Consider the following 24,804-nt stretch of genomic DNA (forward strand, 5'->3'; position numbering starts at 1 on the left):
AGAAAAAAAGCCTTCCATGAAAAAGAAGGCTTTACGGTCGTTAAACTCGTTCCTTTTCATCTCCCAGGCAATTGCGTGCCTGCTGGATTTAGCACCTGACCACGAATGGCTGGTTGCTGAAGCGTCACAGGGCCAGTCCCTCAACTTCTCTCGATAAGAATTCACTATGCAGTTTTTGTATTCTTAAAATCTTACCTGCATAAAGAGCACCGGTCAAGCGAATTCGTCTAAAAACGTAGAACTTTCTGTTTAATTCTAAATGAAAGCGGATACTTTCTGCATATTGTGCGGAGGCTGAATGCAGACAGACGAAAACGCCCCCCACTCGCGTGAAGGGCGCCATCGTAAATCCTCATTCTAATACGGCCCTCTGATTGCTCCAGCCACTTCTTCTTTATAGAATTGCGACAGGCGTTCCAGCTCTTCGGCTGAATATGCTTTTGCATAAAGTGCATTCAGATTGTCTTCTACTTGGCGCACATTCTTGAAGCCCGGAATGACAGATGAAATCGCATCGTGTTCCAAAATCCACTTCAGCGACGCTTGCGCCATATTGCCGCGCCCTTCTGCAATCCATTTCAGTTCATTGCTGAGGTCGACGCCTTTGTTGAACTCCAGGCCGGCAAATGTTTCACCGACGTTGAACGCTTGGCCGTCGCGGTTGAAATTGCGGTGGTCCGCTTCTTCGAACTCGGCGTCTTTTTTGAATTTGCCGGTCAGCAAGCCGCTTGCCAATGGCACGCGCGCCAGAATGCCGACGCCTTGCTCCGACGCTTTCGGGAATAATTCCTCGAGCGGTTTCTGGCGGAACAGATTGAAGATGACTTGCAGGCTGCTGACGTTGGGATTTTCCAGGCACAGCAAGCCTTCTTCCACCGTTTCGACACTGACGCCGTAATGGCGGATTTTGCCTTGCGCCTTCAGTTTATCCAGCACTTCGAAAACCCGTCCATCGCGCAAGATCTCGATCGGCGGACAATGGATCTGGTAGAGGTCGATCGTTTCGCGTTCCAAGCGCTGCAAGCTCGCTTCACAATAAGCCGTGACGCTTTCTTCCGAATACGTCGCAGGGTCATGGATATCGCCTGCGCGGCAGAATTTCGTTGCGATCATGATATCTGACCCTTTGCCTTTTGTCGCTTTGGCCAATAGCTCTTCGCTGTGGCCGCCGCCGTAGACATCAGCCGTGTCGAAAAAGTTCACGCCTTCATCCATGGCGTAATCGAGTGCGCGCAGCGATTCGCTGTCGTCGTTGCTGCCCCAGTCGCCGCCGATTGCCCACGTGCCGAAACTCAATTCGCTGACATTTAAATCCGTATTGCCAATATTCCGATAATTCATCCTTTACACTTCCATTCTCTCAGATTGATACAAATAAAAACCACAGCCTGCTAGCTGTGGCATTCCATAACCTGTCTTTTCCCTTGTCGTTTGACGGATAAACTCATTCCCTGTTCAAAGCCATCCCGTTGGCGCAGGCTCATTGTATCGGACGCCGCTGACTTCGAATTTGTACCAAGTAAATGGCCCTTCCGGCAGGTCCCAGACAATCTCGATCTTTGACGGCACCTTGATGCCGTCCGCTTCCATATAACCCAGGATATTCGCGGTGCACAGCATCTTCTCGGCCCCTTCGTCGCTGTCTTTATAACGCAGCGCTGTCACAGATTTCAGTTCACCTTGCATATCGAAATGGAAATCCGCGGTACCGGAAACACCGTTCAATTCCATCATCGCTGTGGCCGTCGTTTCATCGACCTTCTGCCAATCGACATAGGAGCTCAAGGCCGCTGCCGGACAGCACGCCAACTCCATCAAATAGCGCTGCAGCGACGATTGGTTCGTCTTGGCATTGTTTTCAGTCTTCGAAAGCGGCATAATGCCGTCGAATTTGATGCGCATCTGTCCATGCCCGTTGCGGAAGACATCCTTCCCGCTGATGTGGGTGCCAGGTGCCATTTTCATATCCACTTTCCACGTAAATTCCGGGGGTTCGAAAGTTGAATACTGCTCCGCTTTGGCAGGAGTCCAATGCTTCTGTTCCGGTTTCAGCTTGATTTGCCCGCTCTGCTCCAAGTACATGCTGCGGACTTCCGTTTTGCCGACCGAACCGCTCCATGCCAGCCATTTCTGCACCGGCTCCGGCAGCTCTCTGGTCCGCTCTGCTGTCACAAGCGCCAAATCTACTCCTGCGTCCTTAGTCTGCCTCTTCCTTCCGCCTTCCGAAGGCCCCTTCTTTTTATAGGCATACAGCGCCACAGCTATTAAGCCAAGCACCAAAACGATAAGCTGCATCAACTTCACCCCTTTCCTCTTCTGTGTACCGGCTGTCCGAGCAACGATCAAAAAATCATGTAAATGCCTTGTTTATACTATACGGCATGGACAATGCTTTCTCCTGTAAATAAAATCCGTTGACGCACTTTATTTCAAAAACCTTCACAGGCCATCGTCTGGAAACAATTCCTTCAAGTTTTTGATTGGCCGCGCTTTCGGATGTGCTTCAAACGGACGGAACTCGATATTGCCGACGTGCACGCCCATATTGTATTCACCGATGACCGAATCCAGCAGAATAAAGACCACTGGAATCAGCTCTTCATTGTTCTCTTCGGTCAGCCCTTTGATATAGAGGTTCAAGCTGACTTCCTCGCGCTCCAGATCTTTCAGCGCCGTGTAATAGACGTCGTCCCTTGTCAATTCCATATCGCCCCAATTGACGCTGAACTCCTCGTCAGACGCTTGCCGGAATGGGATGATTGTAAACCGCTCGAGTTGTGGTGCCGTTTCATGCAAGTCGAAGACCTCGTCAAATGCCTCCACCATCCCATCCGCGCTAATGATGAACTCGCGCTTGCCATCTTCCGGCTCTGCACTGAATTCAAACGCCAGATGTTTATTGACCTTTTTCAGCTTGCGGTGCAGCAAATCAAAAAGCTCTTCTCTTTCCTCTTCCGCCAGCTCAAAATAACTTTCCTCATTGTCCGAAAACCATTGCCAAAAGGTATCCACCTTATTCTTTCTTGTCGGCAGCCATTTCATCCCAGTTATCCCCTTCACTGTAAAAAATTCTTCCTTTTTTATCATAATCATTTTACGAGAATTTAGAAATTGTTATTTTCTATGAATTCACATAATTTATTGCGAATATGCTTTTCATTCAAGCGGAAATTCATTATCATGGAGGTATTCAAAAGATTCCCTTATGGCTTGGACGCTGCTGCCCGGAAGAAACGGAGAAAGCACACAAAAACCAGAAGGAGGAATAACGATGTCGATGAATAACGGATCAAACGGCGCCTCGACGCGAATCGAAGGCACCGAACTGGTAATGGAACGGTTTTTCAATGCGCCCGCTGAACTCTTGTATACGATGTACACGGAACCGCAGCACGTGAAGAATTGGTGGGGGCCGAACGGCTGGACGACGGAGAACTACAAGATGGATGTCCGGCCCGGCGGTATCTGGCATTATTGCATGCGTTCGGAAGACGGTCAGGAAGCTTGGGGAAAAGCGGTTTATGAGAAAGTCGAAAAACCTCATTTGCTTACGTATACGGACAAATTTTCTGATGAAGAAGGCAACGATGCTGAAGGTTTTCCCGCTATGAAAATTATCGACGAATTCGTGGAAGAAGAAAACGGCACACGCCTTGTTAGCCGCACCGTGTTCGACTCGGAAGAAGACCTGCACAAAGTCACGGATATGGGGGCCGTCGAAGGAATGACCGAAACGTTCGACCGCCTCGAACATTATATAGAAGAAACGCAAAATAACCTGAATTGAGCCTAAAAAAACGCAAACCCGGCAATGGGTTTGCGTTTTTGCTTTTGTTCTTCACTTGCGGTATTTCAGGCCCAGGCCCTTCAAGAAATTACGCGCATAACGGTCGCCGCAGACGCTGTAATTTTTATGCCCTTCTTTGCGCAGCATTGCGCTCATCTCACTCTTCGTGACGGTCACGCCGGCCAGTGCCAGGATTTCAAGCATATCCTCGCTCGTCAGCTGCAGTGCGATTTTCACTTTCTTCAACAACAGGTTCTTCGATGGTTCATTCGTCAGAGCGGGCTTGTCGGGCTGGCCCGGCTTCGGCTCCTGCTTGCCTCGCTTGAAAACGATCAAGCCATTCAAGAACGACTCGAATGTTGCGTCACTAACGCTCAAATAATCCTTGAATTCGTCCTCGCCCACAATGCCGCCGGGCTGGCCGTCGTAATCTTCAGGGGTTTTCGTCAGCATTTTCATGACGTCTTCTTTCGACACCTTGACGCCGCCAAGCTTGAAAATCTCCACCATATCGTGGTTCTTAATATCGAGCGCGTAGCGCAATCGTATGAGTAAATCGTTGTTATCCATCCTTATACCTCCTGTCACTCATATAGCTTTGCATACTTGTTTTTATCATTCTCAATAATAGCACAACATGGACAGCGAAACTGCTGGTACCTATAGCAGCTTTGCGTTTTTGATTTTTTCTAATGGGGAACATAGATAAGAGCATGTCATTCAAAAACATAAGTGAAGCAGAGAGGAGCTGGTGGCCTTGAGAGAACTTTTCAGCTTGATGAAATTCGGGACAAAATCAGCTTTATGGGCCGCAATTGTTAACACTATTGTCGCCATTATCAAGACTATTGCCTATTTGATCACCGGCAACGTCGCGATGTTCGCTGAAATGATGCACAGTTTCGGGGATGCCGCCAATCAGATTTTTGTATTTATCGGTTCAGCGCTAAGCAAAAAAGAGCCTACTGAGCGTTTTCCAGGCGGTTTTGGGCGATTAGTCAACTTGGTGCTGCTGGGGGCCGTGCTTGTAGTTGGGGTATTGGCTTATGAAACAATTGTCGAAGGTATCCACCACATTTCCAATGCCGTGCATTCCGAAGACTGGTTTTGGCTGAATATCGGCGTCCTCGGATTTGCAGCAATTTTGGAAGCAATCGTTTTGTATAAAGCAATGAAGGAAATCACGGAACACCTTCCAAAAGAAGAAACAAAAGGCTTTAAGATCATACCGCAAAGCTATAAGCATATTAAAGGAGCCAAAGCCGCTACTAAACTTGTTTTTTTGGAAGATAATGTAGCAGTCGGCGGTGCCCTATTGGCTATGCTTGCAATTATAATTTCCACCTATACGCCGTTCCACAGCGCGACCGGCTACGCTTCCATTATCATCGGGATTGCACTGCTCCTTGTAGTGAGCCGCATCTTCCTAGATAATGCAGCTGGGGTGCTGGGAGTAGCTGATGTCAAAATGCAGGCACGGATCGGGGCGAAAGTGCTGCAGCATCCAAAAATCAACGATATCCAAGACCTCAATGTCATCAAAGAATGAGACCATCTGCATATTGAATTGAAAGTTGAAGTGGATTCGAAGATGACCATCGAAGAAGCGGATGACATTCGGGATTACATCGAGAAACGGATTTATGAAAGCATTAAGAATGTAACCAATGTCATCATCGAGTTTGACGAAGACGACCACCATCTGACATGGATCGTTCCGCCGGAAGATGGTAAAAACTAGTTTTCTGCGTCAAAAAAAGCGTCCATTCCTTAGTAAGGAAATGGGCGCTTCATTTTTGTATTATTCGCCGCGTGGTGCTTTTGGCGGTTGGCAGACGTCGCATTTGCGCTGCTCGTTCTTATTAAATTTCGTAAAGGTCTTCTCAAAATTATTGCCGCAGGCACATTTGAAAAGCAGTTTTTGCGAAAATCCGTGGTATTCCGTCGACAGCAATTTGCTGTCGGAGTTTTTCTCCACGAACGTTCTGATTTTATCGATCGTCCATCGTTTATTCATTTTTTACACCTCTGTGGTTTATTGGTAGGCGTGGGGCCGTCCATTCTTTTTAAGCAAAAGCCGCAATCGTCCTAAGTTCCTCATTATAGCACGGATGAGCTTTTAATTCGAAAAATATCGCACGCTATTTTCAATCAAAAAACGCCAACTCTGTGAAAGGAATTGGCGCTTCTTCTGCGAGCAAGTGGTGAATCAGCTTCCGCTGTTCCCTGCCACTTCAGCTAGGCTCTGCTCTTTTTCAAAGTCATTAAGCAACGTACGCACTTGATCGGTAGTCTCGGTGTACATCAATTGGTTTCTCAGCTCCCCCGCTCCACGGACGCCGCGCACGTAGATTTTAAAGAAACGGCGCAGCGGCTTGAACGAAATCGGCTCGGTTTCCGTAGAATACTTATCGTGCAGATCCAGGTGCAGGCGCAGAAGACCGAATAATTCCTCGGTGCTGTGTTCTTTCGGTTCGGTCTCAAAAGCAAACGGATTGTGGAAAATCCCCCGTCCGATCATAACGCCATCAATACCGTATTTCTCGGCAAGCTCTTGCCCCGTTTTGCGGTCGGGAATATCGCCGTTGATCGTCAACAAGGTATCCGGCGCAATCTCATCGCGCAATGCTTTGATCTCGGGAATCAGCTCCCAATGCGCCGGCACCGCACTCATTTCTTTTTTGGTGCGCAAGTGGATCGACAAATTGGCGATGTCCTGCTCCAGGATATGCGTCAGCCAGCCTTTCCACTCGTCCACGTCGGTATAGCCGAGGCGCGTCTTGACACTGACTGGCAAGCCGCCCGCTTTAGCCGCTTGGATAATTTCCGCTGCATTGTCGGGATAGTTGATCAAGCCGCTGCCCTTTCCTTTTGCGGCGACGTTCGGCACGGGGCAGCCCATATTGATATCGATCCCTTTAAAGCCTTGTTCCGCCATTCCGATGCTCATGTCACGGAAATGCTCGGGTTTATTGCCCCATATGTGAGCCACCATCGGCTGTTCATCCGGCGTAAACGTCAGGCGTCCGCGCACACTGAAAATACCTTCCGGGTGGCAATAGCTTTCTGTGTTCGTAAACTCTGTAAAAAATACATCCGGCCGTGCTGCTTCAGCCACAACATGGCGAAACACAACATTCGTGACATCTTCCATTGGCGCCAATACAAAAAACGGACGCGGCAAGTCACGCCAAAAGTTCTCTTTCATAGCTAAATTCCAATCCTTTCGTTACAGGAGGAGAGCACAGTCCCACATCCAAGATCTATGTTGTACAAAAATTAAATCGGCAAGGCCATTCCATCTTTTCTTAACCTTATATAGTTTACACGAGTCGCGCATTTGTGGAAAGCAGTGTGTTTTGAAAAGACAAAAACCCCTCAACCGTTCGTTGAGGGGTTGGCATCCATTTCTACTGATCAAAATGCCGTTTCATGCTTTGGTCCAGTCTTTCAAATAAGCTTTCGACAAGTTCTTTAGGGATCTCAGAATATTGATCCCCCATGCTCATTTCAAAATAACAAGAATGTTCATCAACCGCGGTTAAACGTCCGGTGATTCCCACTCTCACCTCTTGCCCCAGCTCAGCTAAAACCTGTTCCACCTGCTCTTTGGGATATGAAAAATGGACATGGAACATATTGGACACTGGAACAAGCGGAAGCGAGGTGATGCCGTAGCAAGAATTGAACAATGCCGCAACTTCCTTCGCTGCTTCGAAATACTGCGCCATTTTATGCGCGCGCATATCAAAATAATAATCGGCTGAAACGATATACGGATACAAACTGATCAGATCGCCGCCATGCCGCCTTTTCCATACTTTCGATTGCTGGATAAAATCCCGGTTGCCAGCTAATATGGCGCCGGCAATTCCACCAATCCCCTTGTATAAAGACAAGTAAACGCTATCAAATAAAGCACTGACTTCAGCGGCAGACTTCCGGTAATACGGCAGAACTTCAAGCAGCCGCGCTCCATCGAGATGCAGCCTGATGTGGTGTTCGCGGCAATACTGCGAAATCTGTTCGAGCGTTTCGAAACTCGGCAATTGCCCGCCGATTTCCCGTTGAGGCAATTCCAGCAAGACGGCCGCAATCCCGTCCCCCATTTTCATCACATCATCCAGATCGATTACCCGATCGCGGTCCGCAAGCAAGACCGTTTCAATGCCATGCAACTCTTTCAAGCCATCTTCTTCATGAATTTCCAAATGGCTCAGCGGATGGTAAGCCACTTTTTTCAGTCCTTTTTCATCGCACCATATGCGCAAAGCAATCTGCTGCGCCATTGTGCCGCTGGGGAAAAAGACAGCGACTTCTTTCCCTAATAAGGCAGCCATCTTCTCTTGAAAATCCTCAATAATTTGGCCTTTTCCATAGATGTCGCTTTCCACATCATCATCGATATTTTGGAAGGCTTCTTTTAAAACATGGACATTGCGTGGACCATGATTAGCTAATTTATAAGTGGATTGATTGTAGACCTTCTGCAATTGGCTTGTTTCGCCCATCTTTTACGCCCCCATTTTCCCACTTCTTTTTCTGTGCAATAAAAAACTTATTTACGCAGCAGCATCGTTCAATGAAACCGGTACGTGTTTTTCCCCGCTGTTTTTGCGCGATATAACGCAGCGTCTGCATTTTTCAGGAGCGTTTTCAAATCCGCCGCATTGCCTGCAGGATATACCACGATGCCTATGCTGGTCGAGAGATGGTATTCGCTGCCCCAAGAGCTTAAGCCGGCCAGCACCTGTTGCGCTTGCAGACTGATTGCTTTTTGATCGGCGGAGCAAGCGAAATGGATGATGAATTCATCTCCGCCCAACCTCACCACGAATGCATCATGATGGTCTTTCGCGTAGTTTTGCAGTCTGGCAGCGACTTCCTTCAGCACCAAGTCCCCGGTATCGTGGCCGTGCACGTCGTTGACCTGTTTAAAACCGTCCAAATCCAGGAAGAAAATCGTCCCGCCTGTTTTCGAAGGCGTTTCAAAAAACCTGGAAAGGTAATGCCGATTGTAGAGATCCGTCAACGAATCCCGATAGGCGCAGCGCTCGAGCTCCAAATAATAGGTAAACATCCGGACGATCCGCTGTAGCAAATCGATGCTTTTCTGGTCGTATCGGCTTGCTTCTTCATGCACGACACATAAGGTCCCGAACCGGTCGCCGTTGATATGGGAAATCGGAAGCCCCAAATAGGAATTGATATTGGCCCCTTCGAGTGCGGTCTTCATTTCCCCCGCCGCAATTTCTTTTTGCACATTCTCATAAATCAACGGCTGCTGTTTGTCAAAATCAATGCGGTTGCACAGCGTCTCATCCAGGTTGATGACCATTCCTTCTCTTACCAGAATGCCCGAATCATGGTTCGAGAGCTTCAAAATAATTTGCTGCGTATCGTTGAAAGAGGTTAAATAAATCAATTGCTCAGGCAAGATTTCTTTGGCCAGATCCAGCACATCCTGTGCCAATTCATCGAAATTCCTATACCGTTCCACTTCTTGCAATGTTGCCACCCTCATGCACCCCGATTATTGTCATGTTTTGCTTCTCTGCTAATTAAACTAAAATTTTACTTTATTTCTTAAATTTTAACATATACAGCTACGGGCTGTTCAATAAGATTTTTGCTTATCAAGAAGCCCATTAAAAAGAGGCGAACCCATTATGGATTCGCCTCTTTCATAACCATTTCTACTGAAAAATCAATAAGCCACCCAGCTTAAACCCGTCGTCCCTTCACCTGCATGGACGCCTACGCACACACTAAGCTGCACCACTTGGACTTTCAGGCCTGGAAACTCCTGCACAAGCTCGTTTTTCCATATTTCTGCGTCAGCTGCATTATTGCAATGAATCGCCGCTACTTCAGGGACAATGCCTCTCGCCATATCCACACGAAGTGCATCCATGACCGTGTTTTTTGCCCGTTTGTTGGAACGGACTTTTTCTTTCATGACCGTTTTTCCATCGACAAACGTAATGACCAGTTTGATGTTCAGGATATTGCTCAAAAATGCTTGCGTGCCGGATACACGTCCGCTTTTATGCAATTGGTTCAAGCTCGAAGGTATAAACGATAAATGCGATTTAGCTGTCATTTCCTTTATTGTGGCAACAACTTCTTCTACGTCCTTGCCTTCTGCCAATAGGTTATCGCCGGTTTCAATCATTTTCACCATCGGGAAAGAACCGATTTTCGAATCAATCGGATACACTTTGAAATCGGACATTTCCGCAGCCGACTGCGCGCTTTCGAACGTACCGGAAAGCCCACTTGATAAGTGTAAAGCAATCGCCAAATCGTATCCTTCGGACTGTAATTTTTCGTACAAAGAAAGCATTTCGCCAATTGCGGGCTGTGAGGTTTTAGGTGAAACTTTCGCTAAGCGCAATTTATCGTAAAACTCTTCTTGCGTAAGGTCGATGGACTCCCGATAAGACCCTTCGTCAAAAACAACGCTAAGGGGAAGGACATGTACATGATGTTTTTGGATGAAAGCTTCGTCCAATTGCGCAGCTGTATCCGTGATCCAAGCAATTTTCTTCATTAAAAAAATTCTCCTTTAAATGCAATTCCATAACGGAAGCAAATCTCTGCTACGGATAACTTACCTGACGCACTTAGGGGAGGCTAGTGACAGGTGTCATATAAGGAAAAACTTTTGTAAGCGCAGACATAATTTGAACTTATCTAGCCTATTTCCTTGAAGGTTGCAGCCGCCAAATCAATTGGTTGAACCATTCGTAGTTCCTAGTTCCCTAAGGCACGAGACGAATGCCCGTACTCAAAAAGAGCACAAATCCAATAAAGGATCAGCGCTCTTTTGATATTTTATTTTTTCTATAAGAATAGATCAGGTCTTGAATTACTTTAAAATCAAATTGAACGAGTTTTCTGGAGGGTGGAGTGAATCGGATAGCTTCTAGTTGCTAGTTCATCACTTGTTCACTCAAAGTTTTTTTCACAGCCTGGTTTCTAATCGCAGAATCAGCAAGCAACGGAATAACCATATCATCCATAGGAGGGTTGTGAAGTCCTGCTCTCACATCCCGGTAATATCTTTGCAATGGGCTCTTTTCCGATAGACTGTGAGCACCGGCTACCCTCATTGCCAAATCAACGACGGTGATTGCTGAATTGGTGACAGCTACCTTCACGGCTGCCAATTCCGGATTCATCTTTGATCGTTCCTCTTCATTCGACTCATCCCACTGCTTCGCCACAGAATATAAAAAATGTCTCGCTCTGACTAATTCCAATTCGATTTGACCAATCTTTTGTTTCACATTCGGCAGCTCGATAATTGGACCGTTAAGACTATTCGGCGAGTATTCTTTTGCAAAACTGATGGCATAATCCTGTGCTGCCTGTGCAATGCCGAGGTAGCATGCCGGAATATGAAGCAGCCATCCAGCTGCCTGTTTTTTTCCGGGTTCGAGAATTTCGACTAATGAGTCTTCCTCAAGCTTGACGTTATTCAATATCAAATCATGGCTCCCTGTGCCTTTCATCGCCATGCTATCCCAGGTTTCTTCGATTTCTACTCCCGCTTTTGACCGTGGAATGAGAAAAAATCCAATTTCACCTGTCTCTTCAATCGTCGCTGTTACGTTGTAATAATCCAATACGGGAGCCATTGTTGTAAACGTCTTCCTGCCATTAATAACCCAATGCAACCCATCCTTTTTAGCCGTTGTGGAAGGTTTTCCTCCCCTTGTCGGACTTCCTGTTTGTTTTTCAGTCGCACAGTTATTGATCAACGTCCCATTTTCTCTGACATCATCATATAAAGTTTTTAGCGTAGACTCTTTCCATCTATTCTTTTCTCCCAGATCTTTAATGATTCCCATATGCCAGCCGATGGATAATCCTGTGGACCCATCTGCCTTGCTGATCACTTCTTGGCAGCGCAGCATCTCATATAACGAGATGCCCGCTCCCCCATACTCCAACGGAATCGTCAATGAAGGATAATGGATTGCTTTCAGTTCTTTAAAATTCTCAAATGGAAACCTTCCTTCAAGATCATTTTCGGCCGCTCTCTCTGAGAAGGAGGAAACCGTACGTGTTAGTATCTGCAAACGCTCTTCAAAAGTATTAGCTGCTGTGATATCCATATACACTTCACCTTTCTTTTTCTAACCCGCGTTCTTAGTTATTAATTCCATTCCTCTGTCAAGATGAACCCGTCATACTGTTCATTCGACTCGATGTATTCCTTAAATTCCTCTGATTCATATGCTGCTTTCAAATCTTTCGCCCATTCTGCATCTTCATTTTCTTCATCAATCGTTACAACGATCCGATGCTGTTCAGGTGTATCTTCAATCTTGAGGGCATCTGTAATTTTCCGGTCCGGAGCATTGGCAATATAATTGCCATTGACGACACCAAAGTCAATGTCCTGCAGCGATACTAGAATTTGAGCAGGGTCTAATACTTTGATATCAATATCGTAATCGGCTGTTTCAACACCCTTTAGGTTAAAATCAGTCACACCTGCATCAGATGAGACAGTCACCCATCCCAACTCTTCAAGAATACGCACCGCTCTTTCCTGGTTTACCGGATCATTCGGCACCCCTACAGTCGTTCCGTCTTCCACTTCATCCAAGGATTGATGTTGTTCTGAATATAATCCTTGAGGGGCACTCGGCACGAAAGCAATACCTGTCATATTCATGTTTAATTCATCATTCATTCCTTCCATATAAGCGGTACTCTGAAAAATACTTGCATCAATTGAACCTTCTTGCATTGCCGGATTCAACTGCATATTCTGGGAGAAGGTTGTCGTATCAACGGTGTATCCTTTCTCCTCTAAGATGGGCAAAATGCCTTCTTTGAATTGCTGCTCGTACGTGCCCACTCCGAATCCAACCCGCACTTCTTTCGCATCTTCTCCAGATGCTTGATCATTTCCGCAACCTGCTAGCAACAGGGATGCTGCAACCCCCAACACACCAATTAAATGCTTTTTCATCTGCTATCTCTCCCTACTTTTCATTTTTCGTTGCTTCTGGCCTTCCCTTGAATAGAAAAAAGCCCCTCTCCATAACTAAGAAGAGGGGCTCACGGTCCGGCTCTTCTCATCTTTCAAGTGCTGTCTAAGGCACTTGCAGGATTTGGCACAGTTACAAATTGGATTGTTTCCAATTAGTTCCGCTGCCGAAGCTTCAAAGGGCCAGTCCCTCCACTTCTCTAGATAAGAATTTATGTATACTCGAAATTAAATGCCGAGTAATCTGATATGATTAATACAATAACAGACGATCCATTTTATTACAATACACTTAGAAGAAATCAATTTAATATTTTATCCATTAAAATAGAAAAAGTCCCTCTCACTAAGTGAAAGGGATTTTTTCTGGAAGGGCTGATGAATTACATCATGCCGCCCATGCCGCCCATATCAGGCATGCCGCCGCCTTGACCTGCTGGTTCTGGGATGTCTGCGACAACTGCTTCAGTCGTCAAGAACATCGCTGCTACAGATGCCGCGTTTTGTAGTGCTGAACGCGTCACTTTAGTAGGATCGACGATTCCTTCTTCAAGCATGTTGACCCATTTGCCATTCGCTGCGTTAAAGCCGATGCCGACTTCTTCCGATTTCAAGCGGTGAACGATGATCGATCCTTCAAGGCCTGCGTTCGTTGCGATTTGGCGTACTGGCTCCTCCAACGCGCGAAGAACGATTTTGACGCCTGTTGCTTCGTCGCCTTCTCTTGTTTCAAGAAGTTCCGCGACTTTATTGTAGACATTGACAAGCGCTGTACCACCGCCTGCAACGATTCCTTCTTCTACTGCTGCGCGCGTTGCGTTCAAAGCATCTTCAATGCGCAATTTGCGTTCTTTCAATTCGGTTTCAGTAGCCGCTCCGACTTTGATGACTGCTACGCCGCCGGCAAGTTTCGCCAAACGTTCCTGCAATTTCTCTTTGTCGAATTCTGAAGTCGTTTCTTCCAGCTGGTTGCGGATTTGCGCCACGCGGGCAACAATCTTCTGCTGGTCTCCAGCGCCTTCAACGATTGTCGTGTTTTCTTTCGATACGACAACTTTCGATGCACGGCCAAGCTGTGTGATGTTCGTTGTTTTCAATTCCAAGCCAAGGTCTTCCGTGATGACTTCCGCACCCGTAAGTGCAGCAATGTCTTCAAGCATCGCTTTGCGGCGATCGCCGAAGCCAGGAGCTTTAACAGCTACAGCATTAAACGTTCCACGCAATTTGTTGACGACCAATGTAGCCAACGCTTCGCCTTCAACGTCTTCCGCTACAATCAATAGCGGTTTGCTTTGCTGAACAACTTGCTCAAGCACTGGAAGGATTTCCTGGATGTTGCCGATTTTCTTGTCAGTGACAAGGATGAACGGGTTTTCAAGGACCGCTTCCATTTTATCCGAATCTGTCACCATATATGGCGACTGGTAGCCGCGGTCGAATTGCATGCCTTCCACAACATCCAATTCCGTCGTGAAGCCGCGTGATTCTTCCAGCGTGATAACGCCGTCGTTGCCAACGCGCTCCATCGCTTCAGCGATCAAGTTGCCCACTTCAGCATCTCCAGAAGAAATTGCCGCAACTTGTGAAATGGATTCTTTTCCTTCGATTTGCTGGGAAACGGCTTTCAAGCCTTCCACAGCGCTTTCAACAGCCAATTCGATCCCACGGCGGATGCCGACAGGGTTCGCGCCTGCAGTGACGTTTTTAAGGCCTTCACGGATCATTGCCTGCGCAAGCACCGTTGCCGTTGTCGTACCGTCTCCTGCGATGTCATTCGTTTTAGAAGCGACTTCCGCCACCAATTTCGCGCCCATGTTTTCGAACGGGTTTTCAAGTTCGATTTCTTTCGCGATCGTTACGCCGTCATTCGTGATGAGGGGCGAACCGAATTTCTTCTCAAGTACAACGTTGCGCCCTTTCGGCCCAAGTGTCACTTTCACTGCATCTGCCAATTTATCAACACCGCGCAGCATCTGGCTGCGTGCATCTTCGCTGAATAAAATCTCTTTTGCCATGTTTAGTTTCCTCCTCTATCTAGTTAACGTGTTCTAATGTATCGCCCGCAAATTGCGGGAATATATGGCTTAGCCTAATACAGCTAAAATGTCGTTTTCGCGCAAGATCAAGTATTCGTTGCCTTCGTATTTAAGTTCAGATCCTGCATATTTCGAGAAGATGACCCGGTCGCCTTCTTTGACGTCCAATTCAGTGCGCTGTCCATTGTCGCGGATAAGTCCGTTGCCAACAGCGATCACTTTGCCTTCCTGCGGTTTTTCCTGTGCCGATCCCGGCAATACAATCCCGCTTGAAGTTTTTTCTTCAGCTTCGATAAGCTTAATAATTACGCGATCTCCTAATGGTCTTAACAATTGAAACACCCTCCTCAGATTATCTAAATAATTTTCCTTAGCACTCTCAACACTCGAGTGCTAACCCACTTCTCAGTTTAATAAAACCGCCTCTCTTTTGCAAGTCAAAACATTCTCTTTTTTTTAAAAAGCCCTGCACTCATTTCTCTCTTCGTTCTTCTGCCGTCTGCTTTATTGCGTTAAAATGTTCGAGCGCAGAGATCACGGCGCCTCAATGATTTCTTCCGAGCATAAAAGCGGGCATAAGTTTCGGAAACGTTTTTCGTCACTTGAAACAAAATACCATTGTCCGTTAATCTTTCTGTATTCCAAAAAACCCATCTCCCGCCCACTCGGCAATTCCCCCGTCGCTGAATAAACGAAGCCTTCTGTCAATCCGATAAAATCGAGGAAACGGCTCTCAGCGCTTTGGAAAAAAACAACGTGTTTTTCGTCCGAATATATCCTTGCATTTATGTAATCAGTCTTATTGGCTTTCAAATATTCCTGCGGCGTGTAGTAAAAAGCGAAGCCTGGATTGCCGCGTTCTTCTTTTTTTATTTCGCCCGATACCAGTTTTTCAATCATCTCTTCCCGTTCCTCTTGGTGAGCGTAATAATTCAGTTCCACTGTAAACAGGTTCGTCACCAGTACCACTACCCCAATACCCGCCGCCATTATAATCAATGGCGCAAAGATTTTTTTGAATGCACCTACAATCGTCCCTATCAGTACGGCGAAAATAAAAATGTATACGTATGTGGTGATTTGGCTCTGATAGCCTCCTACAAAATCGACGTTTAGCAGCCGATTCACTTGCAAGACAATAAACACAATGACGCTGATAATAGACACAACCAGTAATTGTTTTTTCATTCTTCCTTCCCCTTTCTTCCCAACTTCCAAAATCACTGCAATTCAACTGCTTCTCTCTGCATTTATAATACCAGGACTTTGTGTAAACTTTGTAAAGTCGATGTGGATTCAACTGCTTCCGCCAACCTTAATGTGAAATCAACATTTCCCCTTATTCGTATGCTGCTCGCTTTTTTCCATACATCAAATCTTTGCGGTCCCCTCTTGAAAGTTCTACAATAGAAGGAACACGCATTAACGAAAGGAACCCACCTGAAATGAAATTGAATTTAAAAGCGCAGACAGATACAAGCCGCAATGGCAAAAGCAAACTGAGTGTCACCGCGAAGCGCAAGACCAAAAAGACACCACTTTATGTCCTGCTCATCTTTATCGTGATGCAGCTTGCACCGGCATTCTTCATCGCACCAACTATGGGTTATTTCGAGGGCCAGGGCCTGGACGAAGCAACAGCACGGATGACCACTACCGGTTGGCTCATCGTCAGTTCCATGGGCATCGGCTTTGTCGCCACACTCATTCTCGTGCTTCGGGACAAACGCTTTTTCGATATCTGGAAAGGCAAAAGAACGGGTCTCCCAATGGCATTCGTCTGGGGAGTCCTCGGTTTCCTGCTCCTGCTGATTGGTCAGTCGCTCGCGGTCATGATTGAAATGGCCATCGGCATCGATCCGGGCTCTGAGAACACGATGGCGCTCGTCAGCGTCGCTGAAGTTGTGCCGCTCACGATACTGGCAATCGTCCTATTCGCCCCTGTCCTTGAAGAACTCGTCTTCCGCCGGGTCATTTTCGGCTCACTGAACCAAACCACGAACTTCTGGGTTGCCACTGCCGTCAGCGCATTGGCTTTCGGGCTAGTCCACATGGAAATGACGCACTTGCTGACGTATTTCTCCACTGGGCTCGTGCTCGCATTCCTTTACCAGAAAACGAAGCGCATCATCACGCCAATTATCGCGCACGTCCTGCTGAACGGCTATGTCATGGCCATTCAGCTCAATATGGATAAGATCCAGGGGTTCTTGAAAGAACTAGAAAAACTCCAATAACAGCTGCATAACGAAAAAAGCCTTCCCCGATTTAATTCGGTGGAAGGCTTTCTTGTTGTTCGATGATTTGCTGCTGCTGCTCCGCTTTCAAAAACTTGCGGTAGCCGATTTTAGCGATAATGATACTGAACTCATACAGCACGATCAACGGCAGCGTCACAATCATATGCGAGACGATGTCCGGCGGCGTGATGAACGCCGCGATGATGACCAATACGAGATACGAATACTTGCGGTATTTCGTCATCAGCATCGGTGTGATAAAACCAAGCCTCGTCAAGAACAGCATCACGACCGGCAGCTGGAAAATCAAGCCGAACGGCAGCGTGATCTGGAACAGGAATTGGAAGTATTCATTGATCCCGATAGTTTCCTGGATATCCATATTGTCCGAGATATTCAGCATAAACCCGATCACGTACGGAAACAGGACCAAATAGGAAAAAGCGATCCCGCCCAAAAACAACAGTAAGGAAAATGGGATATAGCTTAACGTTGCCCGCCGTTCTTTTTCAAGAAGACCCGGGCTGATAAATGCCCAGAATTGATACATGATCACGGGCGAAGTGAAGATAAGCGCCAAAATCATGGTGACTTGCATAAAAATCATCAGCGGATCCGTAATTTTGAACGCGTTCAAGGTAAGATTTTTCGCTTCTTCTGTATACTGCAGATACTGAATCAGCGGTTGGGCAAGGAAAAAGCTGATAATGAGCGCTAATACAAAGAAAACGACTACAATGGTGAGCCGTTTTCGCAATTCAACTATATGTTCAACTAAAGTCATATCTTTTTCTGTCATCGGACAAACATCCTAACGTATTTCCTTTTGCTCTTCTTTCTTTTTCAAATCTACTTTGTTATCGTCTTCATCATCTACAAGTCCTTTTGTAGCATTTTTGAACTCACGCAAAGACGAACCAAACGCTTTTCCAAGTTCCGGCAACTTCTTCGGGCCGAAAACAAGCAAAGCAACAATACCAATAACGATTATACTCATTGGACCTGGCATACGAGGCACCTCCTGTATTATGGCTTTATTCTACATCATTAGAGCCCTTTTGGCTATTTCGAGAAGCCCTGCAAATGTGAAGATTTTAAGTCATTGCTGCTTGATTTGGTAAATCAGCGTCTGCAGCTCGACGGACAAATCGATGGTCTGCACGCGGATGTGTTCCGGCACGGCAATGCGCACTGGCGTGAAGTTGAGTATGCCCTTGATATCGGTTTTCGCAAGCCGGTCGGTCACTTCCTGCGCTGACCTTGACGGCACAGTGAGGATGACCACTTCGATGCCGTATTCAGCGATTTTCTCTTCAATGCGGTCCGGATGGTACGTGTCGATGCCGCTGATCCGTTCGCCTTCAAGCGGACTGTTTGTATCGAAAGCCAGCACGATTTTCGTATTGTGGTTGCGCTGGAAATTGTATTTGAGGAATGCGCTGCCGAGATGGCCGACGCCGATCAACGCGACGTTCGTCGCTTCATCCTGATCCAGGGTCTTGCGGAAAAATTCGAGCAAGCCCTGGACATCGTAGCCATAGCCTTTTTTGCCGAATGCCCCGAGGTAGGAAAAATCACGGCGGATTGTAGCGGAGTCGATTTTCATCGCTTCACTCAATTCCTGGGAGGAAATCCGCTTTTGCCCGGCATTCGCGAAATTCTGGATGAAACGGTAATATAGCGGCAGGCGTTTCGTCGTCGCCTGCGGAATTTTGGTTGGTTCGTGCAGCATGCCAGCTTACCTCCTGAGGTCTTGTCAAATCGATACTATCTTACATTAGGAACCTCCAGATGTAAAGCTGGCTTTATTGCGGACAGCCGCCCTATGGGCTACACTTGAAGTAGAATTGAGGTGACCCGCATGATAGTACTGCAAGTAAACCAAGTCCATAAATCGTTCGGCGCAGATGAGATCCTCTCAGGCGTCAAACTGGAAGTCCAACACCGCGACCGCGTTGCACTGGTAGGCCGCAACGGCGCGGGCAAATCGACGCTTTTGAAAATCATATCCGGTGAGATGTCTTATGACAGCGGCGAAATCATCATGCCGAAAGATTTGACCATCGGCTATTTGGAACAGCAGAATGATCTGGAATCCGACGCGACCGTGTGGGAGGAAATGATGACGATCTTCGCGCATTTCCGCGAACAGGAAGCCCAGCTCCGCCGCCTTGAAGCCCGGATGGCTGAACAGGAAGTCCATGACGATGCAGAGCTGTACGACAAGGTCATGAAAGAGTACGACACGCTCCAGCATGATTTCAAGGATGCCGGAGGCTACCAGTTCGAAGCCGATACCCGCGCCATCCTCCACGGCATGAAATTCTATGCGGACGACTACGGCAAAAAGGTCGTATCCTTGTCCGGCGGCCAGAAGACGCGGCTCATGCTGGCGAAACTTCTGCTGTCCAAGCCACAGCTCTTGATCCTCGATGAACCGACAAATCATCTTGACATCGAAACGCTGAGCTGGCTCGAGAATTATTTGAAGAATTACCCCGGCGCCCTGCTGATCGTCTCGCATGACCGTTACTTCCTCGACCAGGTCGTTACGCTTGTTTATGAAGTGTCACGGCATCGCGTCAAAAAGTACACGGGCAATTACAGCCGCTATCTTGACGAGAAAGCGAAGCAATACGAACTCGACATGAAGCAATTTGAAAAGCAGCAAGGCGAAAAAGCCAAGCTCGAAGATTATGTCCAGCGCAACCTTGTGCGCGCATCGACAACGAAGATGGCACAGAGCCGCCGCAAGATCCTGGAAAAAACAGAATGGATGGGTGCACCGGATGGCAGCGAGAAATCCGCGCGTTTCGGCTTCACCATCGACAAACAAAGCGGCAACGATGTGCTGACCGTCAATTCGCTCGCTATCGGCTATAGCGGCGAGCCAGTCGCCAAAAACATCTCGCTGAAACTGTACCGCCAGGAAAGCATGGCACTTGTCGGGCCGAACGGCGTCGGCAAATCGACGCTGCTGAAGACGATCATGAAAGAACTTAAGCCCCTTGCCGGCGACATCCATTACGGCACCGGCATCCAGTTCGGCTATTACGACCAGGAGCAGGCCAACTTAAAAGGAAATAAACTATTATTGAACGAACTCTGGGATGATTACCCGCTGATCAACGAAAAAGAAATCCGCGGCATCCTTGGGCGCTTCCTGTTTTCAGGCGACGATGTCCTGAAGCCGATTTCCACATTATCCGGCGGTGAAAAAGCCCGTGTTGCGCTCGCCAAGCTGATGATGCAAAAAGCCAATGTGCTGCTGCTCGATGAGCCGACCAACCATTTGGACCTCGACAGCAAAGAAGTGCTGGAAAATGCATTGATCGATTACCCCGGCACGATCCTCTTCGTGTCCCATGACCGGTATTTCATGAACCGCATCGGCACGAAAGTCATTGAACTGACCCAAGACGGTGCGACAGAATATCTCGGGAACTATGATTATTACGTCGAGAAAAAACTCGAGATGGAAGAACTGGCCGCACTTGAAGCGGAAGAATCCACTGTAGCAGTGAAAGCTGCTCCAGCGGCGGTCACTTCCCAGATCGACAAAGGCGCGAAGAAACTGGAACGCCAGCTTTTGCGCCAAACAGAGGAAACCGAGCAGGAAATGGAAAAACTCGACGCGCAGATTGCCGAGATCGAAGAGCAGCTCTGTCTGCCGGAAGTATTCCAGGACCACGAACGGGTGTTGCCTCTGCAGACCCAATTGGAAAGCTTGAAAGAACAGCAAGAAGAAAAAATGTCCGCATGGCTGGAATTGCAGGAACAGATAGAAAAAGTGAACAATTGACCGTATACTTCTGTATACGGTTTTTCTTTTTCTATATCTAGGTCAATACCTATTTGCGAAATAATTATTTCCACAAAGTTGTACACATCGAAAGAATTGCAATATCAACTATCAACAGACTTTTCCACATTATCCACAATTGAATTAATTGTTATCCACATAGTTTTCCAGTGTCAAGGCTACAATATGTAGGTAAAGGGGTACTTTCCATCGAGTTATGAACATCTTATTCACAATTTGTGCATAAGTACAAATGTTCTCTATTGACAGTCAACTTATCAATTGTGCATAAAAAAGCTCAATTATATACGAAAAAGCTCGGCAGAAACCGGAAAATCCGGGTTTCTGCCGAGCTTTTTTCACGTCCAGGAAGCGAGTTCCATTCCTGGACGCCCATTCATAGCCATCGTTCCTCGTATGCCTTTTTCAAACATGACCGTTCCGGCCGCCGCGATCATCGCCGCGTTATCTGTGCATAAAGCAAGAGGCGGAATATAGAACGGGATGCCTTTTTCATCGAACGCTGCCGTCAAAGAAGTCCGTAGCCCTTTATTTGCGGCCACGCCGCCCGCTGCAATCACCTGGCGCACCTTATACTGCGCTGCTGCGCGCACAGCTTTGGCTGTTACTACTTCCACAACACTGTTCTGGAAGCCTGCAGCGATATGCTCAGGCGGAATCTCTTCCCCCCGCTGAGCTGCATTGTGCAGGTAATTCAACACCGATGATTTCAAGCCGCTGAAGCTGAAATCATATGAGCCCTCTTCAAGCCACACGCGCGGAAATTCGATCGCGCCGTCGCTTTCATGCGCCAGCCGGTCGATATGCGGGCCGCCCGGATACGGCAAATTCAGCGTTCTCGCAACTTTATCGTATGCTTCCCCTGCCGCGTCGTCACGCGTCTCCCCGATCACGTCAAAATCACCATGCTCTTTCATCAACACCAATTCCGTATGGCCTCCGGAAATCACCAATGCCAATAAAGGAAATTCCATTTCCTGTTCAAGCCGATTGGCATAGATATGCCCTGCAATATGATGAACCCCGACAAGCGGCAATTGGTGGGCAAAGGCGAAGGCTTTCGCCGCATTGACGCCGACCAGCAGTGCGCCGACCAATCCAGGGCCTTCCGTTACCGCCACAGCACTCAGTTCTTTCGGTTCCATGCCAGCTTGCGTCAAAGCTTCTTCGATCACCAATGTGATTTGCTCGACGTGATGGCGCGAAGCGATTTCCGGGACCACGCCGCCGAAACGCTTGTGGCTCTCGATTTGCGAAGCTACGACATTGGAGATGATCTCCTTACCGTTTTTGACGACAGATGCCGCGGTCTCGTCGCAGCTTGTTTCTATCCCTAGTACATAAATATCCTCAGTCATTAAAATTCACCCACATTACTATGGCATCTTCCTGGTTATCGGTATAATACCCTTTGCGGATGCCACCATTTTGAAAACCCATTTTCCGATATAAATTCTGTGCCGCATGGTTGCTGACACGCGCTTCCAGTGTCATCAGTTCGGCGCCTTTTGATTTGGCGACTCTGATGACTTCTTCCATCAAGCGTTCGCCGTATTTTTTGCCGCGTTCCTGAGGCAGGATCGCGATATTCGTGATGTGGCATTCATCCAAGATTAGCCACATTCCGCAATAACCGACAATGCCTTCCTCTGTTTCAGCAATGACGTAATAGGCATGATCGTTACTTTCCATTTCATGGCGAAACGATTCTTTTGTCCATGGCAACGTAAAAGACAATTTTTCAATTTCATAAACTTGATCAATGTCGTCGACCGTCATTTGACGGAATGTCAGCTCGGCGCTCATGATGGCTGGCCTTCCTGCTGCTTGTTGTAATTCGCTTCCGCTTCCGTAATGCGCTGGTATTCAGGCACTGCGTGGTGGACATCCTTCGCGTCCGACTGCTGCGCCAATACAATCAAATTCGAAGCACGCGGCAGACGATTTTGAGGCGCGCTGAAATGCGCCATGCCGCCAAGCACTTCACGGATCAGCTCTTGATGAATAACAAGGTCTGCACCTGTAAAGAGGACAGGCTTTCCGATGGTTTTGGCTTTATTCAAAAACTCACGGAAATCACTGTGCTGATCGCCCACTACCGGTTCAAGTGTCTTGCCGTCATAAAGTGCAGTAAAGGCAGTGCCTCTCCGCGCATCCATCACCGGACACACCAAACCGTCGAAAGACTGGCCATTCGCCGCCAATACTTTCAGGCTGGATACCATATGCAACGGAATTTTCAGCGACCAAGCCAATGTTTTCGCGATGGTCAACCCAATCCGGATGCCGGTATACGAACCCGGTCCTTCCGCTACTGCAATGTGCGTCAAATCAGCAGGCGCGACTTTGGCTTTCTTCATCATTTCTTCAATCGCCGGCATCGCTGTCAGCGAGTGATTGATTTTCAGATTCGTGGTTTCTTCTATTAAAACGGTCTGATCTTCCATCAAAGCAATCGCTAGGGGATAGTTTGAAGTGTCGATGCCTAGATAAATCATAAGTTTAGCTCCTTGCATAAAGTTTCATAGCGACGGCCTTTTGGGTAAAGGCCGATTTCGCGCGCCTCTTCCGACTTGCGCGTGATAATGATGTCCAAACGGTCTTGCGGCAAGTATTCGCTGATGAATTGCGCCCATTCCACGACTGATACGGCGTCGCCTGAGAACAATTCATCGAAGCCGATGTCTTCATGGCTGTCTTCTAAGCGGTAAGCGTCGATATGGTTTAGTTCCAGCTTGCCTTCGTATTGTTTTAGGATGGTGAATGTCGGGCTGTTGACCATGCGTTTGATGCCAAGCCCTTTTGCGATGCCTTTGGTGAATGTGGTTTTTCCAGCGCCGAGGCTGCCTTCAAGCGTCAGAAGATCCTGCGGCTGCAGGAGAAGGGCAAGTTTTTCAGCGAATGCCATCGTTTCTTCCGGAGAGTTCACTTCTATTGTATAGTTCATTTTATCCGTCACCTCTATTGAGTCTTTACATAGTTTAGCGAAGAAACTGCAGGAAATCAAAAAATCCACTTTCCAGTGCGTCTCTCATGCTCTCTTTTACGTTAAATGCTGTATCGAATACTTACATAGGGCTTTAAAGCTGTCACTCTTACCAAACAGATAGCCTTGTTCTTGAATCGTTTTCATCGGTTATATATTCGATATCGGTAAAACCGTTATTTAAGGCATTTTTTTGCAGGGAGATGATTGCCTCCTGATTTTTGCAGTAAATGGTGACATAGCTGCAATCCACCACGAGCAGAACCAGTTCGCAATCGCTTTCCATAAATTCTTCATAGGTTTCGATGCTGGAAATTTCTTCACTTGGATATGCCTGCAAATCAGCAAAAATAACATAATAATCATTGGATTCCAACGTGGTTTTCAGTTCTGTCCCTGAAATGGATTCTTGGCTGTCTGGGAAAAGCATCCCATCTAGTTTATCGTTAACTATCTTATACGATTCGCCGATGCCAATCTTCCAATGAAACGCGTTGATCTCTATGGGTTTCAGGACATCTCCAAGAAAACAGCCATAGCCGTTCGGAATTTCAAAACTGATCCCTCTTCTCATAAAGGTGCCTCCCATAGACAGATTCAAGTTATGCTGCTTGCTTAATCCAACCAAAAAAATGAACACAGCCCATTGGCTGTGTTCATTCGGAAAAACTTACGGTCCCGACCGGGATCGAACCGGCGATCTCCTGCGTGACAGGCAGGCATGTTAACCGCTACACCACGGGACCAAAAAAAAAATACAGACCAGCGACGTCCTACTCTCACAGGGGGAAACCCCCAACTACCATCGGCGCAAAAGAGCTTAACTTCCGTGTTCGGGATGGGAACGGGTGTGGCCTCTTTGCCATCATCACTGGACTATTTTTTTGCTTGAGTGCTTGCGCCCTCAAAACTGGATACACGACAG

25 protein-coding genes, 1 tRNA gene, 1 rRNA gene, 1 pseudogene and 2 riboswitches are annotated in these 24,804 nt (G+C 47.3%); of the genes and pseudogenes, 4 read left to right on the top strand and 24 right to left on the bottom strand.

Translation table 11 applies throughout. The annotated features are described in order from the left end of the window. Positions 1–53: 53 nt before the first annotated feature. Positions 54–160: riboswitch (SAM riboswitch) on the bottom strand. Positions 161–357: 197 nt separating this feature from the next. The 3 genes from QMA09_RS05050 to QMA09_RS05060 all read right to left on the bottom strand — a co-directional run bounded on the left by QMA09_RS05050 (position 358) and on the right by QMA09_RS05060 (position 3,042). Next, entirely contained in the window at positions 358–1,341 is a 984-nt protein-coding gene (locus QMA09_RS05050; RefSeq protein WP_290212277.1) for an aldo/keto reductase, read from the bottom strand. Positions 1,342–1,455: 114 nt separating this feature from the next. Further along, positions 1,456–2,295: a DUF6920 family protein gene (locus QMA09_RS05055; protein WP_356778994.1), complete on the bottom strand. Its 840-nt coding sequence runs from the start codon at positions 2,293–2,295 to the stop codon at positions 1,456–1,458. Between the two features lie 144 nt (positions 2,296–2,439). Beyond that, positions 2,440–3,042, bottom strand: a complete 603-nt coding sequence (locus tag QMA09_RS05060) for a hypothetical protein (protein ID WP_290212279.1) — start codon at positions 3,040–3,042, stop codon at positions 2,440–2,442. A gap of 229 nt (positions 3,043–3,271) precedes the next feature. Between QMA09_RS05060 and QMA09_RS05065 the strand changes: the two genes are divergently transcribed. Further along, a complete protein-coding gene (locus tag QMA09_RS05065) occupies positions 3,272–3,787 on the top strand; it encodes an SRPBCC family protein (RefSeq protein WP_241666113.1) in 516 nt (171 codons plus the stop codon). Positions 3,788–3,838: 51 nt separating this feature from the next. On the opposite strand, the gene QMA09_RS05070 is transcribed toward QMA09_RS05065, so the two are convergent. Beyond that, on the bottom strand, positions 3,839–4,357 hold the full coding sequence (locus tag QMA09_RS05070; RefSeq protein ID WP_290212280.1) for a YehS family protein: 519 nt from the start codon (positions 4,355–4,357) through the stop codon (positions 3,839–3,841). A gap of 187 nt (positions 4,358–4,544) precedes the next feature. Between QMA09_RS05070 and QMA09_RS05075 the strand changes: the two are divergent. Then, positions 4,545–5,528: pseudogene (locus QMA09_RS05075) on the top strand (cation diffusion facilitator family transporter). Between the two features lie 60 nt (positions 5,529–5,588). On the opposite strand, the gene QMA09_RS05080 reads toward QMA09_RS05075, so the two are convergent. From QMA09_RS05080 to QMA09_RS05125, 10 genes are all read right to left on the bottom strand, one after another. Next, the gene (locus tag QMA09_RS05080) at positions 5,589–5,804 is read right to left on the bottom strand and encodes a hypothetical protein (protein ID WP_135501532.1); all 216 of its coding nucleotides are present in this window, start codon (positions 5,802–5,804) and stop codon (positions 5,589–5,591) included. A 192-nt stretch (positions 5,805–5,996) separates the two neighbouring features. Next, positions 5,997–6,995: a tRNA dihydrouridine synthase gene (locus QMA09_RS05085; RefSeq protein WP_290212281.1), complete on the bottom strand. Its 999-nt coding sequence runs from the start codon at positions 6,993–6,995 to the stop codon at positions 5,997–5,999. Positions 6,996–7,197: 202 nt separating this feature from the next. Next, positions 7,198–8,298, bottom strand: a complete 1,101-nt coding sequence (locus QMA09_RS05090) for a threonine aldolase family protein (protein WP_290212282.1) — start codon at positions 8,296–8,298, stop codon at positions 7,198–7,200. A gap of 68 nt (positions 8,299–8,366) precedes the next feature. After that, positions 8,367–9,305 (bottom strand): sensor domain-containing diguanylate cyclase, encoded by a 939-nt coding sequence (locus QMA09_RS05095; RefSeq protein ID WP_290212283.1) that lies wholly within the window; start codon positions 9,303–9,305, stop codon positions 8,367–8,369. A 189-nt stretch (positions 9,306–9,494) separates the two neighbouring features. Continuing rightward, on the bottom strand, positions 9,495–10,340 hold the full coding sequence (locus QMA09_RS05100; RefSeq protein WP_290212284.1) for a DegV family protein: 846 nt from the start codon (positions 10,338–10,340) through the stop codon (positions 9,495–9,497). A 382-nt stretch (positions 10,341–10,722) separates the two neighbouring features. After that, positions 10,723–11,910 carry an acyl-CoA dehydrogenase family protein gene (locus QMA09_RS05105; protein WP_290212285.1) on the bottom strand — a complete coding sequence of 396 codons (1,188 nt, stop codon included), beginning with the start codon at positions 11,908–11,910 and terminating at the stop codon, positions 10,723–10,725. Between the two features lie 41 nt (positions 11,911–11,951). After that, positions 11,952–12,776, bottom strand: coding sequence for a MetQ/NlpA family ABC transporter substrate-binding protein (locus tag QMA09_RS05110; protein WP_290212286.1), 825 nt, complete (start codon positions 12,774–12,776; stop codon positions 11,952–11,954). A 103-nt stretch (positions 12,777–12,879) separates the two neighbouring features. Next, a riboswitch (SAM riboswitch) is annotated at positions 12,880–13,005 on the bottom strand. Between the two features lie 172 nt (positions 13,006–13,177). Then, positions 13,178–14,809, bottom strand: a complete 1,632-nt coding sequence (gene groL, locus QMA09_RS05115) for a chaperonin GroEL (protein WP_135501517.1) — start codon at positions 14,807–14,809, stop codon at positions 13,178–13,180. Positions 14,810–14,878: 69 nt separating this feature from the next. Next, entirely contained in the window at positions 14,879–15,163 is a 285-nt protein-coding gene (gene groES / locus QMA09_RS05120) for a co-chaperone GroES (protein WP_135501515.1), read from the bottom strand. Positions 15,164–15,364: 201 nt separating this feature from the next. Next, positions 15,365–16,018: a hypothetical protein gene (locus tag QMA09_RS05125; protein ID WP_290212287.1), complete on the bottom strand. Its 654-nt coding sequence runs from the start codon at positions 16,016–16,018 to the stop codon at positions 15,365–15,367. 257 nt (positions 16,019–16,275) lie between these two features. Between QMA09_RS05125 and QMA09_RS05130 the strand changes: the two genes are divergently transcribed. After that, positions 16,276–17,067, top strand: a complete 792-nt coding sequence (locus QMA09_RS05130; protein WP_135501511.1) for a CPBP family intramembrane glutamic endopeptidase — start codon at positions 16,276–16,278, stop codon at positions 17,065–17,067. A 31-nt stretch (positions 17,068–17,098) separates the two neighbouring features. Here the strand turns inward: QMA09_RS05130 and tatC are convergent, their stop codons facing one another. From tatC to QMA09_RS05145, 3 genes are all read right to left on the bottom strand, one after another. Continuing rightward, positions 17,099–17,869 (bottom strand): twin-arginine translocase subunit TatC, encoded by a 771-nt coding sequence (gene tatC / locus QMA09_RS05135; RefSeq protein WP_290212288.1) that lies wholly within the window; start codon positions 17,867–17,869, stop codon positions 17,099–17,101. A gap of 12 nt (positions 17,870–17,881) precedes the next feature. Further along, positions 17,882–18,079: a twin-arginine translocase TatA/TatE family subunit gene (locus tag QMA09_RS05140; RefSeq protein ID WP_135501507.1), complete on the bottom strand. Its 198-nt coding sequence runs from the start codon at positions 18,077–18,079 to the stop codon at positions 17,882–17,884. A 90-nt stretch (positions 18,080–18,169) separates the two neighbouring features. Beyond that, positions 18,170–18,802, bottom strand: a complete 633-nt coding sequence (locus QMA09_RS05145) for a redox-sensing transcriptional repressor Rex (protein WP_135501505.1) — start codon at positions 18,800–18,802, stop codon at positions 18,170–18,172. Between the two features lie 129 nt (positions 18,803–18,931). Here QMA09_RS05145 and QMA09_RS05150 point away from each other — a divergent pair, with 129 nt between their 5' ends. Continuing rightward, positions 18,932–20,872 carry an ABC-F family ATP-binding cassette domain-containing protein gene (locus QMA09_RS05150; RefSeq protein ID WP_135501503.1) on the top strand — a complete coding sequence of 647 codons (1,941 nt, stop codon included), beginning with the start codon at positions 18,932–18,934 and terminating at the stop codon, positions 20,870–20,872. Positions 20,873–21,231: 359 nt separating this feature from the next. Here the strand turns inward: QMA09_RS05150 and tsaD are convergent, their stop codons facing one another. The 7 genes from tsaD to rrf form a co-directional block, all read right to left on the bottom strand. After that, a complete protein-coding gene (tsaD, locus tag QMA09_RS05155; RefSeq protein WP_290212289.1) occupies positions 21,232–22,251 on the bottom strand; it encodes a tRNA (adenosine(37)-N6)-threonylcarbamoyltransferase complex transferase subunit TsaD in 1,020 nt (339 codons plus the stop codon). After that, positions 22,244–22,699 carry a ribosomal protein S18-alanine N-acetyltransferase gene (rimI, locus tag QMA09_RS05160; RefSeq protein WP_135501499.1) on the bottom strand — a complete coding sequence of 152 codons (456 nt, stop codon included), beginning with the start codon at positions 22,697–22,699 and terminating at the stop codon, positions 22,244–22,246. The genes tsaD and rimI overlap by 8 nt, the downstream gene beginning before the upstream one ends. Next, a complete protein-coding gene (gene tsaB / locus QMA09_RS05165) occupies positions 22,696–23,391 on the bottom strand; it encodes a tRNA (adenosine(37)-N6)-threonylcarbamoyltransferase complex dimerization subunit type 1 TsaB (RefSeq protein ID WP_290212291.1) in 696 nt (231 codons plus the stop codon). The genes rimI and tsaB overlap by 4 nt, the downstream gene beginning before the upstream one ends. After that, a complete protein-coding gene (tsaE, locus tag QMA09_RS05170) occupies positions 23,388–23,840 on the bottom strand; it encodes a tRNA (adenosine(37)-N6)-threonylcarbamoyltransferase complex ATPase subunit type 1 TsaE (RefSeq protein WP_290212292.1) in 453 nt (150 codons plus the stop codon). Before tsaE ends, tsaB begins: the two co-directional genes overlap by 4 nt. Before the next feature lie 148 nt (positions 23,841–23,988). Continuing rightward, on the bottom strand, positions 23,989–24,453 hold the full coding sequence (locus QMA09_RS05175) for a DUF2691 family protein (RefSeq protein WP_290212293.1): 465 nt from the start codon (positions 24,451–24,453) through the stop codon (positions 23,989–23,991). Between the two features lie 99 nt (positions 24,454–24,552). Next, a tRNA-Asp gene (locus tag QMA09_RS05180) sits at positions 24,553–24,625 on the bottom strand. Positions 24,626–24,639: 14 nt separating this feature from the next. Continuing rightward, positions 24,640–24,755: ribosomal RNA gene (gene rrf / locus QMA09_RS05185) — 5S ribosomal RNA — on the bottom strand. Between the last annotated feature and the right edge of the window lie 49 nt (positions 24,756–24,804).

The organism is Planococcus sp. APC 3906 (assembly GCF_030407685.1).
Classification (GTDB): Bacteria; Bacillota; Bacilli; order Bacillales_A; family Planococcaceae; genus Planococcus; species Planococcus koreensis.

What these genes read in the sequence shown, in the direction of transcription:
- QMA09_RS05110 (WP_290212286.1), bottom strand. Translation starts at nt 12,776, where the DNA reads ATGAAAAAGCATTTAATTGGTGTGTTGGGGGTTGCAGCATCCCTGTTG.
- QMA09_RS05100 (WP_290212284.1), bottom strand. Translation starts at nt 10,340, where the DNA reads ATGAAGAAAATTGCTTGGATCACGGATACAGCTGCGCAATTGGACGAA.
- QMA09_RS05080 (WP_135501532.1), bottom strand. Translation starts at nt 5,804, where the DNA reads ATGAATAAACGATGGACGATCGATAAAATCAGAACGTTCGTGGAGAAA.
- groL (WP_135501517.1), bottom strand. Translation starts at nt 14,809, where the DNA reads ATGGCAAAAGAGATTTTATTCAGCGAAGATGCACGCAGCCAGATGCTG.
- QMA09_RS05070 (WP_290212280.1), bottom strand. Translation starts at nt 4,357, where the DNA reads ATGGATAACAACGATTTACTCATACGATTGCGCTACGCGCTCGATATT.
- QMA09_RS05105 (WP_290212285.1), bottom strand. Translation starts at nt 11,910, where the DNA reads ATGGATATCACAGCAGCTAATACTTTTGAAGAGCGTTTGCAGATACTA.
- tatC (WP_290212288.1), bottom strand. Translation starts at nt 17,869, where the DNA reads ATGACAGAAAAAGATATGACTTTAGTTGAACATATAGTTGAATTGCGA.
- QMA09_RS05130 (WP_135501511.1), top strand. Translation starts at nt 16,276, where the DNA reads ATGAAATTGAATTTAAAAGCGCAGACAGATACAAGCCGCAATGGCAAA.
- QMA09_RS05125 (WP_290212287.1), bottom strand. Translation starts at nt 16,018, where the DNA reads ATGAAAAAACAATTACTGGTTGTGTCTATTATCAGCGTCATTGTGTTT.
- QMA09_RS05175 (WP_290212293.1), bottom strand. Translation starts at nt 24,453, where the DNA reads ATGAGAAGAGGGATCAGTTTTGAAATTCCGAACGGCTATGGCTGTTTT.
- QMA09_RS05140 (WP_135501507.1), bottom strand. Translation starts at nt 18,079, where the DNA reads ATGCCAGGTCCAATGAGTATAATCGTTATTGGTATTGTTGCTTTGCTT.
- tsaB (WP_290212291.1), bottom strand. Translation starts at nt 23,391, where the DNA reads ATGATTTATCTAGGCATCGACACTTCAAACTATCCCCTAGCGATTGCT.
- rimI (WP_135501499.1), bottom strand. Translation starts at nt 22,699, where the DNA reads ATGAGCGCCGAGCTGACATTCCGTCAAATGACGGTCGACGACATTGAT.
- QMA09_RS05085 (WP_290212281.1), bottom strand. Translation starts at nt 6,995, where the DNA reads ATGAAAGAGAACTTTTGGCGTGACTTGCCGCGTCCGTTTTTTGTATTG.
- QMA09_RS05065 (WP_241666113.1), top strand. Translation starts at nt 3,272, where the DNA reads ATGTCGATGAATAACGGATCAAACGGCGCCTCGACGCGAATCGAAGGC.
- tsaD (WP_290212289.1), bottom strand. Translation starts at nt 22,251, where the DNA reads ATGACTGAGGATATTTATGTACTAGGGATAGAAACAAGCTGCGACGAG.
- QMA09_RS05050 (WP_290212277.1), bottom strand. Translation starts at nt 1,341, where the DNA reads ATGAATTATCGGAATATTGGCAATACGGATTTAAATGTCAGCGAATTG.
- QMA09_RS05090 (WP_290212282.1), bottom strand. Translation starts at nt 8,298, where the DNA reads ATGGGCGAAACAAGCCAATTGCAGAAGGTCTACAATCAATCCACTTAT.
- QMA09_RS05055 (WP_356778994.1), bottom strand. Translation starts at nt 2,295, where the DNA reads ATGCAGCTTATCGTTTTGGTGCTTGGCTTAATAGCTGTGGCGCTGTAT.
- tsaE (WP_290212292.1), bottom strand. Translation starts at nt 23,840, where the DNA reads ATGAACTATACAATAGAAGTGAACTCTCCGGAAGAAACGATGGCATTC.
- QMA09_RS05060 (WP_290212279.1), bottom strand. Translation starts at nt 3,042, where the DNA reads ATGAAATGGCTGCCGACAAGAAAGAATAAGGTGGATACCTTTTGGCAA.
- QMA09_RS05150 (WP_135501503.1), top strand. Translation starts at nt 18,932, where the DNA reads ATGATAGTACTGCAAGTAAACCAAGTCCATAAATCGTTCGGCGCAGAT.
- QMA09_RS05145 (WP_135501505.1), bottom strand. Translation starts at nt 18,802, where the DNA reads ATGCTGCACGAACCAACCAAAATTCCGCAGGCGACGACGAAACGCCTG.